This window comes from Streptomyces nigrescens (assembly GCF_027626975.1).
GTDB classification, from domain to species: domain Bacteria; phylum Actinomycetota; class Actinomycetes; order Streptomycetales; family Streptomycetaceae; genus Streptomyces; species Streptomyces nigrescens.
This window is the reverse complement of the sequence record NZ_CP114203.1, coordinates 329,446-346,096: the sequence shown is the minus strand read 5'-3', so window position 1 is coordinate 346,096 and position 16,651 is coordinate 329,446. Positions and strand designations below refer to the sequence as shown.

The window sequence follows — 16,651 nt, the reverse complement described above, 5'->3', positions numbered from 1 at the left end:
CGAAAACACCGAGGGAAGAACCCGGGAAAGCTCCCGAAGAACGCGCGGCACAGCGGGCGAGCCACAAAGAACAGCCACGACCCTGGCGACACGGCGGCTAGCACGGAAACGGCCTCGACATGATGATGACCTCCGATCCGACCAAGAAGCCCCTGGGCGACCGACAGTCCGACGAACCCTTGCTGCACCTAGACAACCGATTCCAACAATTCCTGACGGGCCTGCCGGCAGACCGCCCCGCGTGGTTCTGCTTCTTCTCATCCGGGCTGCTGCACGTTCTCCACCACTTCCTGCGATTCGTCCCCGAGCCGCTGAACTGCGTGTTCATCTGCTCCGGACTGAACGCGCAGGAGACAGCGTTACGGGACCACATGACCGGCAAGCTGCCCGCCTTCGACATGGACGACCGGGTCGGCAGCCACGAGATCTTCGAGTTCCTGCTGCGCAACCTGGACCAGCCGTTCGGCATCGTCGACGTCGACTGCTTCGTCACCGACACCGACTGGTTCGACCGCTGCACAGACGGCCTGGAGCCGGGCGTGGCTGCCAGCGGCCCGCTCAGCTACGGTCCGATCCCACTGGCCGCACCGCCGCTCCTTGCCCTCGATCCGCGGGTACGTCCCGATATCGAGCGCGCCATCGGCGGCCCCGTCACCCCCGCCGCCTACTCCTACATCCCTCCCGGCCCGGAAAAGGAGATCGACGCAGCCATGGTGCGGCTCATCGAACCGCACCATGAACAGGCACTGGCCCGCGTGATGACCCTGGAGGGCCCGCAACTGCCGTTCCCCCAAGGCGGACTGGTGGACGTACTCGACGACGGCCGCGAGGTACGCAGCCACGAGCGCTACCACCACCTCCAAAACGGAAACGAGGTGATCCGCGTCGTCTTCGACGGCCTGATGCTCTATCAGCTGATGGCGCTCGCGGCGGGGCTACGGATCTCCCACTTCCACAGGTTCCCCGGCACCAAGGTCTTCGCCCCGCAGATGGTCCACGCGGGCGGCATCTCGTACTGGCACCGGCTGCGCCCCAGTGAGATCGCCGCCGGCATCCATGAACTGCCCTGGTCTGCGCATATCGACGCGCTGCTGCTGGAGGACTTCAACAAGCGGCCGGACACCCCCTCGAGCTACCGGACCCGCAGCACCCGGCTCACCGCGAATCTGCGCCAGTCCAAAGTGGACCTGGCCCAGCTGCGCGACGAGCTGCGCACCAAGCTCATCTCCTCCGGAGTGGACGTGGCCGACCCCCGGTGGGCCGCCGTCCTCAGCTGACGACCCGACAACCCCGCCGCCCGGACCGCTGGGACAACCCCAACGCACCGCACCACCCACGCACGATCCACCACACACCGCATGGCAACCGCACTGCGACAGCCGGACCCGGGCCCGGCCGTCACGCACCGCCGGACGACCTCATCCCGGTGCCCCGAGCGGCGCCGACAGGCAATTACGGAGACTTTCGATGAGAGTGGGAATCGTCGGGGCCGGCCGCATGGGCCGACTGCACGCGCGCACACTGCTCGAACTGCCGGACCCACCCGCATTGGTGGTGCACGATGTCGACCTCGACGCCGCGGACCGTCTGGCCGGCGCCCTGGCGGCCGGCACAGGCGCCGACGTGACTGCCCGCCAAGCGCTCACCGATGTTGTCGCCGAGGTGGACGCGCTCATCGTGACCACCCCGGCGACGCAGCGACGAGCCCCGCTGCTGGCCGCCGCACAGGCGTCTTTGCCGGTGTTCTGCGAGAAACCGCTGACCGCCGACGACACCGAAGCCCGCGAACTGGCCGAGGCACTGGCACATACCCGGATACACGTCGGCTTCCAACGGCGCTGCGACCCCGGATACCGGGCGCTGCGCGAACGAATCGTCTCGGGCGGACTCGGCCGGATCCTGCTGGTGCGGTGCACCGCCTTCGACCACGAGCCGCCGGCCGACGCGTACGAACGGACGGCGGGCGACATCTTCACGGACTGCCTCATCCACGACATCGACGCCGTGCACTGGTTGACCGGACAGCGCACGATCGCCGTCCAGGCCAACGGGGCGCGACTGCTCGGCGGCGCCGGGTACGACGTGGCCACCGCCGTCCTCACCCTTTCCGACGGCGCGCGCGCAGTGCTCTGCGCCTCCCGGCTCGACCCGCACGGATACGACCACCGCATCGAGGTGCTGGGCACCAAGAGCTCACTCTCGGTGGGGCTCGACGCACGGACCCCGCTGCGTCTGCTCGGCCAGGACGGCACAAGCTTCCCGCCCGCTCCCCGGCAGCACCCGTACCAGGACTTCACCGACCGCTTCGCGACCGCCTACCGGCAGGAGATCCACGCATTCCTCCGCACGGTGACACAGGATGCCCCCAGCTCCTGCACCGCACAGGAGGCGCTGCGCGCGCAGGAAGTAGCCGCAGCCGCAGGCCACGCTGCCCGCACCGGCACCCATGTTCACCTGGACCCGGCCCCGTCCAGCGCTCCCGTAACACCCGCGCGCAGCCGGACCCGACCAGACGTGGTGACGGCACACCAAGCACAGCACGGCACCCTCGCACAGGGCGTGCCGCACACCTGAACGGCGAACCGAACGGACCGAACGAGACCGACGTGGAACCGGACGAGGAACGTGACGATCCGACGAACCATGAACGACACCGGCCACCGGACCGGCGGCACGCGGTACACGAACCCAGTACGGACGACGGGAACCCGCCGCCCCGGCAGAAACAGACCCGCCCCGTGGCGGCACGCCGTCCTGGGCACCGCCCTGCTGGCCCTCGCCACCGGGCCCGCCGCTGCCACCGAGACCCGAGCGGGCACACCGGACCCAGGACCGGCGGACAACGTCATCCTGCTGGTCGGCGACGGCATGGGCGACGCGGAGATCACCGCAGCACGCAACTACTCCGTGGGCGCGGCCGGCAGACTGGCCATGGACACCCTGGACACAGAGGGCCGGCGCACCACCTTCTCGGTGGACGAGCGGGGCCGGCCGGTCTATGTCACCGACTCCGCAGCAGGCGCCACCGCCTGGGCGACGGGCCGGCGCACGGTCAACGGACGGGTCTCCAAAACCCCCGACACCAACCGGCCATTGGCCACTCTGCTGGAGAAGGCCCACCACCAGGGCTACGCGACCGGCAGCGTCACTACGGCCTCGGTCGCCGACGCGACCCCCGCCGCGTTGACGTCGCACGTCACGGACCGGTCCTGCAAAGGCCCCGCGGACATGGCCGCATGCCCGGCCGACACCCGGACCGCGGGCGGCGCGGGCTCCATCGTGGAGCAGACGGTCGCCGCCCGCCCGGACGTCCTGCTCGGCGGCGGGGCCGACCACTTCGCACAGACCGTCACGGACGGCCCGCACCGCGGCCGAACGGTGCTGGATCAGGCCCGTGCCACCGGCTACCAGGTGGTGCGCGACCAAGCGGAGCTGACAGCGGCCCGCCTGGACCGGCCCGTGCTCGGGCTGTTCGCCCCTGACCAGGTGCCCGTGGAATGGACCGGAACGCCGGCCGCACCCGGCGGGACCACACCCCGGCGGTGCGCCCGCCACAACCCCGCCCGGCCCGCCGGCACGCCCACCCTGGCCGAGTCCACCCGCGCCGCACTCGACCTGCTGACAGCCCGGCGCGACAGGTCAAGGGAGAGTGGCAAGGGCTTCTTCCTTCAGGTCGAGGGTGCCTCCATCGACGACCGGGCACACGAAGCCGACCCGTGCGGCCAGATCGGCGAGACAGTGGCCTTCGACCGCGCAGTGGCAACCGCCCTCGCGTACGCCGGACAACACCCCCGCACCCTCGTGATTGTCACCGCCGACCACGGCCACGCGACCCAGGTACTGCCCGAGGACGCCCGACCGGCAGGGCTGTCCACCACGCTCGTCACCGACGAGGGCGGCCGCATGCAGCTCGGGTACGCCACGGCCATGCCCGGCGAGATGCAGGACCACACGGGGGCCCCGGTACCGGTTGCCGCCCAAGGGCCGCTCGCGCACCGGGTGCTCGGAGTCCGCGAGAACACCGACCTGTTCGGCACGGTGAGAGCGGCACTCGGACTGCGCTGAACCGCCGCCGTGTGTACGGCCGCGCCCCGACCCCCTGGGAATTGCCGGCCCGGAAAATTCAAGGAATCCCGGACGCGCCCCGGAGCGTTCCAGGGTGTTCCGGAGCGGCCGTTGAAGAATTTTGGGCCGCCCCCCAGCATGGCCCGACAGAAAGCGGATCGCCATACGCCGATCCCCGTTCCCCAAGAACCCATAAATGCATCCACCGAGTTGAAAGGCGTGAAGAGTTGAACTCCTCCCAGGAATTACCGCGGTGGCCCCAGCTGACGGAAGATGACATCGAGGCGGCGGTGGCGGCCCTGCGCTCCAACCGACTGGTGGGGCTCGGGAACAGCACCATCGAAGAGTTCGAAGCAGTGCTCGCCGCCGGCCAGGGCGTCGAGCACGCGGTCGCCGTGTCCACCGGCACGGCGGCGGTACACCTGGCACTGCACGCCCTCGACGTCGGCCCGGGCGACGAGGTCATCGTGCCCACCCACACGTTCATCGGCTCGGCGAGCCCCGTTGTGTACCTCGGCGCCCGACCGGTCTTCGCCGACGTCACACTGGACACCCACTGCCTGGACCCCGTCTCGGTCAAGTCACTGATCACGCAGCGCACCAAGGCCATCGTGGCGGTCCACATCAACGGCATCGCCGCCGACATGGCCGCCCTGACCGCCGTCGCCGCCGAGGCGGGCGTCCCGGTCGTCGAGGACGCGGCGCAAGCGCTGGGCACAGAGATCGGCGGCCGGCCCGTCGGCGGCTTCGGGGACCTGGCCTGCGTCAGCCTCTTCGAGCAGAAAGTGATCACCTCCGGCGGCGAGGGCGGCGCCGTGCTCACCAACAACCCGGTCCACGCGGAGCGGGTACGCCGACTGCGCAGCCACGGCGAAGGCCCCGTCTCGGGGCGCCCGGGGATGATCTGGGCGCACGAGGTCGGCTACAACTACCGTCTCACCTCGGTCCAGGCGGCCATCGGAATTGCCCAGCACAAGCGGCTCGGCGAGATGGTCGAGGCCCGCCGCCGCAACGCCGCTCACCTCTCACAGCAACTGGCCGGTGCCGAGGGACTGGAACTGCCGGTGGAGCCGCCGGGCACCACCCACGCGTTTTGGAAGTACGCGGTGCGAGTGGCGCCGGGCGGCGGTCGCCGCCCCGCCGCGGACGTCGCCGCCGACCTGCGCTCGCGAGGCGTCCCGGTGCTGCTGCGCTACCCCTTCCCGCTGCACAAGCAGCCCGCATTCGCCGAGCACCAGGAGGTGTCCCTGCCGGTCGCCGAGCGGCTGTCCCAGGAGCTGCTGGCGCTGCCGTCGCACCCGGGGCTCACGGAGGGCCATCTGAACCACATCGCCGACGAGGTCCGCAGGGCCGTCGCCGTCACCGCGTGACGCGCATCCTGCACCACGCCTGACACAGGGGCACCGCGCACCGGTCACACACGACCGGGGTGCGGAGCCCGCTCCTCCCGACCACCCCACACCACCAGGAGAGCCGCCATGACCCCCGCCCCGCTCCCCGCCCCCGCCCTGCCACCCGGTCCCGAGGGACCCCCGCTGCTCCTCGGTACCTCGGCCTTCGGCCAGAACGAACGCGGCTTCCCCGTGTTCGACGCCTATTGGGAGGGCGGCGGCCGGGCCTTCGACACCGCCTGGCTCTACGGCCACGCCTACGGCCCCGGCTGCTGCGAACGCACCTTCGGTGCCTGGGCCCAGTCGCGCGGCGTTGAAAAGGACGTCTGGGTGCTGGCCAAGGGCGCGCACACCCCGGAATGCCTGCCTGACCGGGTCGAGTGCCAGCTCACCGAGAGCTTCGAGCGGATGGGCCGGGACACTGCCGCGCTCTACATGCTTCACCGCGACAACACCGATATCCCCGTCGGCGAGTTCGTCACCGTCCTCGCCGACCTCGTGGACCGCGGCCTCATCGGTGCGTACGGCATGTCCAACTGGACCCTCGAACGCGTCACCGAGGCCGTCGCCTACGCCCGCGCACACGGTCTGCCGCTGCCCGCCGGCATCAGCAACCAATACAGCCTGATCAACATGGTCCACCCCATCTATCCGGGCACCGAGACCTCCAACGACCCCGCCTGGCGCGCCTGGCTGGCCGAGGGCAGCGCCCGGCTGTACCCCTGGGCGAGTCAGGGCCGCGGCGCGCATGCCCTCGCTCACCCCGATGAGCTGCGCACCGGTCCGCTCGCGGAGAGCTGGTACAGCCGGACCAACGCAGCCCGGATCCACCGCGCCGGTCTGCTGGCCGAGCGCACCGGCATATCCGCCACCGGCATCGCCCTTGCCTGGACCCTTTCCCAGCCCTTCCCGGTCGTCGCTCTCATCGGGCCCCGGCAGCCCGAGGAGGTCCGTGACTCGCTGGCCGCCGCGGCACATCGGCTCACCGCTGCCGAGCGCGACTGGCTGGAGACCGGGGAGGGTGACCTCCCCGCCCGCTGACCTCCGCAATACCGGCACCGGGTCTGCAGCGGCAACCCATCCTGACGGCGCAACATCCCGGAGGCTCGCCTCGGTCGGCACGAAGGTAATCGACAGGCGACTGCCCGGCAGCGAGCCGAAACCCGCGGACCGTGTTCGACAAGCCGGCCACGAAGTCCGGCACTGTGCCGGTGGTGGTGCACCGGCCGCCCGATCACTGCCCTTGCCGTGGCCCGTCATCGAAGGATGCTGCTCTCAGGCCGCCTGCCGGCGATGTGTCGGATCGCCGGCAGGCGGCCCATGCCCGTCGGCTTCGACCAGGACCTGGCGGCTGAGATCTCGCAACCCCGGTTCCCTGTGTAATTGCTGCACGCGACAGGGCGTATCCGAAATCCGCGACCCGCTGTTTTCCTCCCACATCGAATTGCGGAGAAGCATGGGGCGTTCGGCTGACGTCATACGCGGTTGAGCACCTTCGTTACCGGAAGACAACCAATCCTGGAGCGACTTTCAGCACATTCATCGCCCAACTGTCTGCAGGATTCCCTTCCTGGAGGGAGCAATCGTGACGACTCCGTTTCACGGGGCTCGACCGCCCTCACGTGAGCCGCGTGGAATCGGCAAATTGCCGCTGCCCCTGCGGTCCCGCCCGCTGCCACCGTCGGTGAGAGGGACCTGCCAAAGGGCACCGACCGGCCCGTGCATGGGGCCGGCCGAGTTGGCCCCAATGGCGCGGTTACCGGTACTGGGCATCGCGGCCGGCACCACGGTGCTGCTGCTCGTGCTGGCCGGCCGCTACGGCTACGACGGTGACGAGCTGTACTTCATCATGGCCGGTCGCCACCTGGATTGGGGGTATGCCGACCAGCCTCCCGGCGTGCCGTTGCTGGCGCTGCTGGCCGACACCCTCGCTCCGGGGACACTGCGCGTGCTGCGACTCCCGGCGATCCTGGCCACCGCGACAGGGATCGTGCTGGCCGCGCTGCTGGCCCGGGAGTTCGGCGGGGACCGGCGGGCGCAGTGGGTGACCGCAGCTGCCCATGCACTGGCCTTCGGCGCAGTCGGGCGGCTGCTGTCCACGGCGGCCTTCGATGTTCCGCTGTGGACGCTGTTGAGCTGGCTGCTGGTGCGGTGGGCGAGGCTGCACCGGGAGGACGCGACACCACAGTGGTTGTTACTCGCCGTGGGGGCTGTCGTCGTAGTGGCGATGCAGGTCAAGTTCCAGCTCGTGGTGTTCTGTCTGGCCCTGCTGGTGGCGGTGTTGGGATGCGGGCCGCGCCGCCTGCTCACCCGCCCGCTGTTGTGGGTGGGCGCGGGACTGGCGGCGCTGTCGGTCGTGCCGACGCTGATATGGCAACACCGGCATGGCTGGCCGCAATTGCGGATGACCGAGGCGATCACCGCGGAGGTTTCCCAGTTCGAGGGGGCGACGGCCAACCTGGTGTTGATGGTCCTGGGGTTGGGGCCGATCCTCGGGCTGGTGCTTGGCCTGTACGGGCTCGGCCGGCTGCTCGCCGGGCGGGAGTTGCGTGCCTACCGGTTCGTCGCCGTGGCTGCCCTGCTGGTGACAGCGTTCGTTGTGGTGAGCGGCGGGCGTGCCTACTACATCTACGGCGTCTTCCCGGCACTGTGGGCGGCAGGCGCGGTCAGTTTCCAACGGCGGCGAGCGGCCCGTCCGGCGAAGACCGGCCGGCGCAGGGGCTGGCCTGTATATCCTGCGATCGCGGTGTCAGCGATCTGGCCGCTCGCGGATCTGCCGCTGCAGCCGCAGGAGTCGTACATCGGGAAACCTCCCCAACGCTTCGACAAGCGCTCCGAGATCGGCTGGCCGCAGCTGGCCGACCAGGTCAGCGACGTCTATCACCAGATTCCCCGTGACCGGCGAGACCGCACGGTGGTCATGTCCGACGACTACTGGGTGGCCTCCGCGCTGGCGTACTACGGTCCCGCCCGCGGCCTGCCACCCGTGCACAGCGGTTCTCGTGGCTACTGGTTCTTCGGCGCACCCGACGCCGACCGCACCACCCTGATCTACGTCGGTGACCCCGAGCCCGCAGTCCGCGCCCATTTCGGCGTGATCCGGCAGGTCGCCACCGTGGACAACGGGCTGCGCATCGACACCGACTACCAGGGTCGCCCGATATCTCTGATCAGCCGGCAGAAGAAACCCTGGAGGCAGATCTGGCCGGACTTCCAGCGCTTGAATCTGCTCTCCTGACCGGTGAAGACAACGCCACTTCTTGTTGCCACACCCTGTTCTGATCACCACATCAAGAGGCGCCTATGAAATCGCAACGTACCTGGCCGACCGCGCGATGGGTCGGCTGCTCAATCCTTGTCGGTGGATTGGGGATATTCGGGCTCGTGAGCATGGTCCTTGCACTGGATGCCGAAGCGGTCGATCTCGAAGTTTATCGAGCGGGCGGTGAGGCAGCACTGGCAGGCCGAGACCTCTACAACGCGCCCGTGTGGTACGACTTCCGCTTCACTTATCCACCTTTCGCGGCCCTGGTCTTCACCCCTCTGTCCCTGCTGAGCGCGGCAACCGCCAAAACCCTCGTGGTGTTGCTGAACACCTCATTGCTGGTGTTCATCGTGGCGCGGTCCTGGCATTCGGTCGGCAGACCGGCAACACGCCTCCTTGTCCCTGCGGTGATCGCCGTATCCGGTACTTCGTTCGTACTCGAATCGGTGCACAGCAACTTCAACGACGGACAGATCAATCTGTTGCTGGTCGCATTGGTACTGGCCGATCTGACGGGACGCACGGACCACCCCGCCCGGGGGGTGGGCGTCGGGCTCGCGGCGGCACTGAAGCTCACTCCCCTCATCTTCGTGGCCTATCTGATCGTGACCCGAAAATTCCGTCAGGCTGCTGTGGCATCGGCGTGCGCTGCGGGGACAGTCGCAGTGAGCTTCCTCGTGGTTCCCGCCGCCGCAACCGACTACTGGCTGCGGGGCATGTTCGCCGACCTCAGCCGGATCCACGTCGATCCGACGTCGAGGCACAATCAGTCTCTGCGAGGGCTTCTGCTGAAGAACGGCGTGCCGGAGACCCCCGCCCTGTGGCTGTGGCTGGCACTCGGCGCCGTGGTCGGCGTTGCGGCGCTGATGCTCGCGACACGGGCGACGCGACGCGGGGAGCAACTGCTGGCCCTCTCGCTGTGCGGCCTCTGCGCGGCCGCGGTGTCCCCCTGGTCGTGGGGGCACCACTGGGTGTGGCTGGTGCCGTTCGGAGTCTTTCTGACGCGAGTAGTTGGCCGGCCCGGCCGTCGCGGGCGGTGGCTGCCGACAGCGGTTCTTGTCGCGGGCACCCTCCCGGGAGTATTGGCCCTGGCCGATCCGATGGACGACGACGCGGTACCCGTTCTGACGGACGGCCCCCTGGCCTTTGTGCTGGCCAATCTCTACGTGTTCATCTTCATCACCATCCTGGTTGCCGCCGCTGTGGACCTTCGCAGTCAACGCACGCTCTCGGCAGGCCCAAGAGATCGTGAGAAGTTACCGATGGACGGCTAGGAATGCCGGAACCGGACACCTGCGCAACCAGACTTTGCCCCACTGTGTCGTCCATGTGACGCGCCGGCTGAACGGGGAATTCGACAGCATCGCTTCCCTGAACACTCGTTTACCTGAGGTGAATGACCCTGCCGGCTTCTCCGGCCCTCGCCCTGGGCCGACCAGCAGATGTCCCTCAGTCCAGCTTCTTGCGGAGGAGCAATGACTACCAGCTCGTCACCCTCGAACTCGGATCTGGAGCAGAGCACTTCAAGCAAAGACCGGGAACGAACGGCCGACTGCAGCGTCACCCTCGTGATTCCAACATTCAACGAGGCGGCGAATATAGAAGAGTTGATGAACCAAATAGCCGCCGCGATAGCGGGTGAGCAGGACATGTCTGTTGTCTTCGTCGACGATTCGACGGACAGCACTCAAGAAGTGATACGGGAGGCCGCGGCACGCTTCCCTGTGCACGTCTCCCTGTACCACAGACCCGAGCCCGTGGGAGGGCTCGGGGGTGCCGTCATGGAGGGCATCACACGGACCGAATCCCGATGGATCGTGGTGATGGACGCGGATCTCCAGCACCCGCCCTCGCTGCTGTCCCGTCTGATCGCCCAGGGAGAGGGCTCCGGCGCCGGACTCATCGTCGCCAGCCGCTACAAGGACGGCGGCAGCGCCAGCGGCCTTGACGGCCGGTACCGAGTTCTTGTCTCCCATGCGTCGAGGTCTGTGGCCAAGACCCTCTTCCCGCGATTGCTTCGCGGCGTCAGCGACCCGTTGAGTGGGTACTTTGCCATCCGCCGCGACGTGGTGGACCGCGCCCAGCGAAACGATGCCCTACGTCCCTTAGGTTACAAGATCCTTCTGGAACTCATCGTCCGCTGCCGTCCGCTCACCATGACCGAAGTGGCCTACGAATTCGGCCCACGCCGTGGCGGCGAGTCCACATCGACCTTCAGGGAGGGGTTGCGCTTCCTACGCCACCTCTTCCGGCTTCGTACCAGCGGTGCTCCCAGCCGCGCCCTTGCCCTCGGAATGGTCGGCCTCTCCGGATTCCTGCCCAACCTCGCGGTCCTATGGGCCCTCACCCATCACACCGCGCTGCACTACACAGCCGCTGAGGTGATCGCCAACCAGTTCGGGCTGCTGTGGAACTTCGTGCTTATCGACAAGGTCCTGTACCACGGCCGAAAGCGACTCGACTCATGGATGAGGCTTCTGGGCTTCGCGGCACTGGCCAACGCCGATCTGATGGTCCGCATCCCGCTCATGGTGCTCCTTGTCTCCGGCTTCGGCTTCACACCCGTGCCGGCCACGGCGATAACCTTGGCCGTGGCCTTCGCCCTGCGCTTCCTCTGCGTCGATCGTTTCCTCTATCGACGAATCGGCGGCAGTGCATGAACGAGGCCGCCGCAGATGCCACATCCGAGCCGCTTCACAACTCGAACAACGGCGTCGCCGCATCCGGAGCGACGCCTGGTCAGCGTTCCTCCTTGCCATTGAGCAGTCGACGACGAGCGTATGAACTTCGCTGATGACACCGCCGCACCCGTACACGATGCGCAGGCCGCATTGTCGGGATATCGAGGGCGAGGGAGGCTCCCACACCGGCACCGGCACCGGCCGGCGCGGAGGCCCGGGCCTGGGCCCGCGACCCCTCCTGGCATCACGCTGCTGCGGCCGTCCACCAAACGGGACGTCGCGCTGCTGAGGCCACCGGGGCCGCGTAGGAGACGGATCTCAGCAACCCACATCACGGATGCGCACGGCACTCGCCGCGTCCATCCGTGCCGTTCGGGCGTGTTCCTCGGTGCGGCGGGATCGCCCTGACGCGTCGCCGGCGCTGACACCAACCCTGGTCGTCGGCTTGCTACTTGCCGTCGCTGGATGGCTGGGGCAGTGACGCGGGTACGCGGGTGAGGTGGAAGAAGAAATCCGTGGGGGATTCCTTCTTGTCCATCACGCACAGCAGGACGTTGTCGGTGAGCCGGCGGAAGTGGTCGATGATGGGCAGCTGGTCATAGACCATCGCCGTGGACTGCTTGCCGCGGTAGATGACCTCATGCAATGTTGCGAGGCCCATCTCCTCGTACGAGAAGACCGTCCCGTCCTCGTCGCGGCACAGCAGCGGCTCCACGTGGTCGGCGTCGACGAACCGCTTGCCGTACCACCGCATCTTCGTCAGCAGCGCGGCGTTCTCGCTGGTGTGCTCGAACCCGCCACCCTGCCAGGTGCCGAGGAGGAGAGCGGTGTCGACCGGTTCGAGCCGGTCGAAGAGCTCTGCCAGCTTCGCGTTGTCGCACTGCCCTCCGGACGCGATGACGTCCAGAACTTCCTGCTCGATGCTCATGGCCGGGGCCTCCCTCGGTTGGGGAACGAACGGGGTGTGCCGGGCGTGCGCGGCGCTGCCCGGTCCGCCCGGCAGGGATGAGGTGCTGGCCCGGCCGGGTCGTACGGGGTCGAAGCGGTGGTACATCCGGGCGTGCCAGAGCGCCACCCGCTCCAGTGCCGCCGCGGAACCGTACCCGGCGGCTGTGAGCGGAGCCAGTGCCTGCCGGCAGCTTTCGAGCGCTGCTTCGGCGCGCTGGTACGCCTCCTGCTCGGTCAGGCCGATGGCGAGTGCGTCGGTCTTCCCCTCGGACTGTTCCCGTTGGTGGCCGCGCAGGTCGTTGAGCAGACGGATGGCGGTCGCGGCCTCGCGCAGGGCGCCGAGCAGCACGGGAAGGCGCCGGGGCAGACCTGGCTCGTCCATGAGGGCCCACAGGGCGGTGACCTGTTGTTCGACGCCGATGGTCCAGGCGCCGTGCCGGAGGTAGTCCGTCAGCCGGGGCACGCCGCCACCGGTGGCCGCTGTCCGGGCCGTCTCGCGTTCGCATTGCATGCCGATGAGCGTCTGATGCATGCTTTTCCGCCAGACGGCGGTGAGTTCGGGCCGTCCGTCGCGGTGCAGGTCCCGGGCGATCTCCGCCAGAGCGCGCGTCATGGGATCGTCGCTGCTGTCGCTGCTATCGCTGCCGCGCCCCGCGAGGACCTGGTGCCAGGCCCGGACGCGGGTTGGGGTCCTGTCCGGGCCCGCGGAGTCCGCTGCACCCGGTGCGTCCGCCGCATCCGCCGCATCCGGTGCGTCCAGGACATTGTCGACCGCCATCAGCCAGACCGTGAGCCGGGACATCTGGTAGCAGGTCTCCGGCGGCAGCCAAGGGGTGAAGAACGCAGTCTGAAGGCACATCAGGGGAACCAGTGCGGTGTCCACGGGCAGCCCGAGCTCTTTGAGCCAGATCTCCAGTCGCGGCATGCTCTGCAATGCGGCTGAGCATGTGTCCGCTATGGAGACGATCTCCCGGGGAGGGTGGCTGTGCGGTCGCGAAGTGTCCACGCCGTCAGGCTACGTCCCGCGCTCGTGCGTGTTCCTGAGCTCCGTGCTTTTCGGCACGCACCCGGACCGGTGCACGTGCCGCAGCCGCATCGCCTTGCTTGCCCCCCCGGCGGGCCGGCAGCGCGTCGGGCCGTCGTCCACGCCAATGAGTCACGCCAATGAGTCACGCCAGTGAAGCACGCCCACGAAGCGGAAGCGGAAGCGGAACTCGGGAAGACAGGGGTCAGATGTCAACAGGACCTGCGTTACCGTCCATACCGGACGCGCATCTCTCGCCCACGCTCGCAACACGGGTGAGTCGTGCGCTGGCCCTCGCCACCCGGCACACACTCTCCACGCAGCGGGACAACGGCTCATGGCTGGCCACCCCCGACCCTCGCATCACTGAGACCGCACTGTGCACGCTGGCCCTGGCGCGCTCTCCGCACCCCGGCGCCGACCGGGCCGCCGAGCGGGGCAGGGTGTGGCTCGCCAACGGTGCCGCCCCGCAGAACCACCATCCGGTGGCCCACGCCGTGGAGACCGCGCTGCTGTCCCTGGCCCTGGACACCGGCGGCCCCATCGACGTGAGCCACCCCTCCTTCGCGGACCCGACGCTGTCGGCCCGTGCCCGGCTCCTCCAGGCCATCGCCCTGTACACCGGCCGAGCGATCAGTGGCGGCACCGGTCCCGCCGCACTGCGCACCCTGCTGGCCGCCGCGGTCGCAGCCCAGGGGCGGCTCAAGCGCTGGACCCGGGTGGAAGTCTGGTCTGCGCACGCACTGGTGGAGACCCACTTCGGCGACCGGACATCCGCCCGGCACGCCGCCAAAATGGTCGCCGACCAGCAATCCCCAGCGGGCGACTTCTTCGCCAATCCGGTCACCACCGCTCTCGCGGCGCTCGCGCTCCAGGCCGCCGCCCCCGGCACGGCTGCCGCCCGCCGCTGCGCGGAGTACCTTCTCACCAGCCAACTCGCCGACGGGACCTGGCGCTTTTCCCACAGCGATGTCTGGGACACCGCGCTGACCGTCCGCGCCTTCCACGGCGCAGCGGAATTCGACCGCCACGGACTGCCGGCCGCCGTCGCGTTCCTGGTCGCGGCACAGAACTCGGACGGCGGCTGGCCGTACCGGCTGGGCGTCGAGTCCGACAATGACACCACCGCGGCCGTCCTGATCGCTCTGGGCGGCGCAAGCGGCGCGCCCGGCACCACGATCCGGTCCGGGCTACGTCACCTGGTCCGGCAGCAGACGGCCGACGGTCTCTGGCGGACCTGGCAGTCCGCCGGGGACCCTCCGGTGGACGACGTGGTGGCGCATGTCGTCACCGCACTGGATCGCCACTCCGGCCGCCATCGCGTGCAACTGGCCGCGGCGCGTGGCTGGCTTGCCGAACGCCTCGGCGAACAGGGACGCTGGCACGCCGGGTGGTACCGGGGGCTGCCATACGCCACCGCCGAGGTCCTTCCCGCCCTCGCTGCGGCAGTACCTGCGAGAGGCCACCCCGCCGCCCGGACTCTGGCCGAAACCCGCAATTCCGATGGTGGCTGGCCCGTCGAAGAGGCCGGCCCCAGCACTCCTGCCGCAACCGGACTGGCGCTCGCGGCCCTGGAACGCGGCGGCCTGCTCAACGAGGAACACCGGGCACCGGCGCTCGGCTACCTTGTGGAGACCCAGCGCGACGACGGCACCTGGCCGGGCGTACCGCTCATGTACGGCCCGCGACCGCTCCTCACGCACTACCCCACCCACACCCATGCGTTTGCCGTCGGCGGCCTCTTTGCCGGGCAGCGCCGTCTGCGAACCGCTGCGGTGGCCACCGACTCCGCTCACGAGGAGGGCTGACATGCGGCCGGGTACGAGAAGGACCGGCATGAGCAGAATCGGTGCACGGCTGACCGGCGGACCGGGACGTCGTACCGCCGCCGATGCCCCCACTGATGCCCCCACCGATGCCGCCACCGAAGCCCCCGTTGCCCCCGGCCGCGTGCCGCTGGCCGGGCACGCCCCGTGGATCCACCGTGATGCTCCGGGCTTCTTCCGCGAGCTGCGGCACCACGGACCGGTGACGAAGATCTACATCGGCCCCCGGCAGGTACACGCCGTCAACTCACACGAGATCGTCCGGGAGTTGCTGACCGTGCAGGCCCGCGCCTTCGACAAGGGCGCGATGTTCGACGCCCTGCGCGTGCCTCTCGGTGACGGGCTGATCACCGCCGCCGGCGACCGCCATCTCCGCCACCGCCGGCTGATGCAACCCGCCTTCCACCACGACCGGATCGCCGGCTACGCCCGCATCATGTCCGAACGGTCCCTGGCACGGGCCGCCGTCTGGGAACCCGGTACCACTCTCGACCTGGTGCCGGAGATCCACCGCCTGACGCTCGACATCCTGCTGCGTACCCTCTTCGCGGATCCCCAGGACCCCGAACTGCGCACGGCCGTCAAGGACTGGCTGTCCGTCAAGTACCACTCGATGCGCCTTGCCCTCTCCCCGTTGCAAGCCTGGGCGGAACGCCTCCCGCTGCCGGCGGGATGGCGGCCGCCGAACGCCGGCCCGCTCCGCCGGCTGGTGGCCGTCCAGCACCGCATCATCGAGACATACCGTGCCGACGGCCGGGATCGCGGCGATCTGCTCTCGATGCTCCTGGCCGCGGGCGGCCCGGACGGTGGCCTGACCGACGCCGAAGTGACCGACGAACTGATCACCCTGTTCCTGGCCGGTACCGGCACCGTCAGCGCGTCGTTGGCCTGGACGCTGCACGAGATATCCCGCCGTCCCGACGTCCAACGACGGATCCACGACGAACTCGACGCCGTTCTCGCCGGACGGCCCCCCGGGTTCGAGGATCTTCCCGCACTGGTCTACACACGACAGGTGCTGACCGAAGTGCTGCGGCTGCATCCACCGTCGTGGTTGCTGATGCGCCGCGCGGTGCGGCCGGTCACCCTCGGCGGCGTACGGCTCTCCCCGGGCGCCGAGGTGTTCTTCAGTCCGTACGCCCTGCATCGCGATCCGCAACTGTACGAGAACCCGGACGACTTCGACCCTGAGCGCTGGTCGCACGACGCCGCCGCGAAGGCGCCGCGCCACACCTATCTGCCCTTCGGAGCAGGCAGCCGGCTGTGCATCGGGGAAGACTTCGCCTGGACCGAACTGACCCTGGCGCTGGCCGCTTTCACCGCTCACCGGCGCCTGACACCGGCCGGCTCCACCCCCGTGCGGACCCTGGTCGGCACCGTCCTGCGCCCGGACCGGCTGCCGCTCACGGCGCATGCCCGCCCGTCCTGATCCGCACGGCCTCCCACACCTC

At 69.2% G+C, this 16,651-nt stretch carries 11 protein-coding genes; 10 read left to right on the top strand and 1 reads right to left on the bottom strand.

Annotated features, from left to right (window positions below):
- Positions 1–119 precede the first annotated feature (119 nt).
- The 8 genes from STRNI_RS01635 to STRNI_RS01600 all read left to right on the top strand — a co-directional run bounded on the left by STRNI_RS01635 (position 120) and on the right by STRNI_RS01600 (position 11,381).
- A complete protein-coding gene (locus STRNI_RS01635) occupies positions 120–1,277 on the top strand; it encodes a dTDP-dihydrostreptose--streptidine-6-phosphate dihydrostreptosyltransferase (protein WP_159483598.1) in 1,158 nt (385 codons plus the stop codon).
- A gap of 190 nt (positions 1,278–1,467) precedes the next feature.
- Positions 1,468–2,574 (top strand): Gfo/Idh/MocA family oxidoreductase, encoded by a 1,107-nt coding sequence (locus STRNI_RS01630; protein ID WP_277410346.1) that lies wholly within the window; start codon positions 1,468–1,470, stop codon positions 2,572–2,574.
- A gap of 69 nt (positions 2,575–2,643) precedes the next feature.
- Positions 2,644–4,065 carry an alkaline phosphatase gene (locus STRNI_RS01625; RefSeq protein ID WP_277410345.1) on the top strand — a complete coding sequence of 474 codons (1,422 nt, stop codon included), beginning with the start codon at positions 2,644–2,646 and terminating at the stop codon, positions 4,063–4,065.
- Positions 4,066–4,292: 227 nt separating this feature from the next.
- The gene (locus STRNI_RS01620; protein WP_277410344.1) at positions 4,293–5,435 is read left to right on the top strand and encodes a DegT/DnrJ/EryC1/StrS family aminotransferase; all 1,143 of its coding nucleotides are present in this window, start codon (positions 4,293–4,295) and stop codon (positions 5,433–5,435) included.
- 108 nt (positions 5,436–5,543) lie between these two features.
- Complete coding sequence (locus STRNI_RS01615; RefSeq protein ID WP_018093196.1) at positions 5,544–6,497, top strand: aldo/keto reductase; 954 nt, start codon at positions 5,544–5,546, stop codon at positions 6,495–6,497.
- Between the two features lie 706 nt (positions 6,498–7,203).
- A complete protein-coding gene (locus tag STRNI_RS01610; protein ID WP_218041828.1) occupies positions 7,204–8,694 on the top strand; it encodes a glycosyltransferase family 39 protein in 1,491 nt (496 codons plus the stop codon).
- A gap of 152 nt (positions 8,695–8,846) precedes the next feature.
- On the top strand, positions 8,847–9,995 hold the full coding sequence (locus tag STRNI_RS01605; RefSeq protein ID WP_229838529.1) for a glycosyltransferase 87 family protein: 1,149 nt from the start codon (positions 8,847–8,849) through the stop codon (positions 9,993–9,995).
- A 201-nt stretch (positions 9,996–10,196) separates the two neighbouring features.
- Positions 10,197–11,381: a glycosyltransferase gene (locus STRNI_RS01600; RefSeq protein ID WP_277410343.1), complete on the top strand. Its 1,185-nt coding sequence runs from the start codon at positions 10,197–10,199 to the stop codon at positions 11,379–11,381.
- Positions 11,382–11,850: 469 nt separating this feature from the next.
- Here the strand turns inward: STRNI_RS01600 and STRNI_RS01595 are convergent, their stop codons facing one another.
- Entirely contained in the window at positions 11,851–13,356 is a 1,506-nt protein-coding gene (locus tag STRNI_RS01595; RefSeq protein ID WP_277410342.1) for a DUF4334 domain-containing protein, read from the bottom strand.
- Positions 13,357–13,649: 293 nt separating this feature from the next.
- Between STRNI_RS01595 and STRNI_RS01590 the strand changes: the two genes are divergently transcribed.
- Both STRNI_RS01590 and STRNI_RS01585 read left to right on the top strand, forming a co-directional pair.
- Entirely contained in the window at positions 13,650–15,182 is a 1,533-nt protein-coding gene (locus STRNI_RS01590; protein WP_277410341.1) for a prenyltransferase/squalene oxidase repeat-containing protein, read from the top strand.
- A gap of 28 nt (positions 15,183–15,210) precedes the next feature.
- Positions 15,211–16,629 (top strand): cytochrome P450, encoded by a 1,419-nt coding sequence (locus STRNI_RS01585; RefSeq protein ID WP_277410340.1) that lies wholly within the window; start codon positions 15,211–15,213, stop codon positions 16,627–16,629.
- Positions 16,630–16,651: the final 22 nt, after the last annotated feature.